General features: G+C 44.6%; 1 protein-coding gene. It reads left to right on the top strand.

What is annotated here, in order from left to right; all coding sequences use genetic code 11:
- On the top strand, positions 1 to 509 hold a 509-nt coding region (locus tag LIQ05_RS19470), incomplete at its 5' end, for a DUF3846 domain-containing protein (protein ID WP_226822942.1).
- Positions 510 to 574: the final 65 nt, after the last annotated feature.

The raw sequence follows: 574 nt of genomic DNA, 5'->3' as shown, positions 1-574 counted from the left end.
TTGATACGATGGATGAGAAAGAAGTGTCCGAAATGCAGGAAGAAATGATGACGGTACTGGTAGTCGAGCCGATGAAAGCACCCTATGTCAAAAGCATCCCCAATGAGCTGGAAGATCTGCAGCAGGCAGTAGGCGGTGACATTGAGATGACTTATCCGTTTGAGGATGAGGTTGGAATTCTTTTAAACGGCAATGGAAAATTTGAGGGGTTGCCGTTAAATCGGGCATTGTACGATGACCGAGGACAGGTCTATGATGCCATTGCCGGAACATTCCTTGTGGTAGGACTGACAGAAGATGATTTTACTTCGCTGACACCGGAGCAGATTGAAAAGTTTAAAGAAAAATATCAGTCACCGGAAGTTTTCACCCTGTTTAACGGGGAACTTCATGTGATGAAGATGCCACCGCAGGAACAAAAAGAGCAGAAGGAAAGTCGGAAGAAGGATGCACAGCAGAAGAATCCGGCAAAAGGAAAAAAGAAAAACAGATCCGGGGAAGCACGATAAAAAATTTTTCTGTGAAGTGAATAAAAAAATACACTGCCATCGGCTAGTAAGCAGAGGGACATCCC

It is taken from the genome of Blautia glucerasea, assembly GCF_020537505.1.
GTDB lineage: Bacteria > Bacillota > Clostridia > Lachnospirales > Lachnospiraceae > Blautia_A.
Note: the sequence above shows the minus strand (reverse complement) of the source record. Positions and strands in the feature narration are given on the sequence as shown.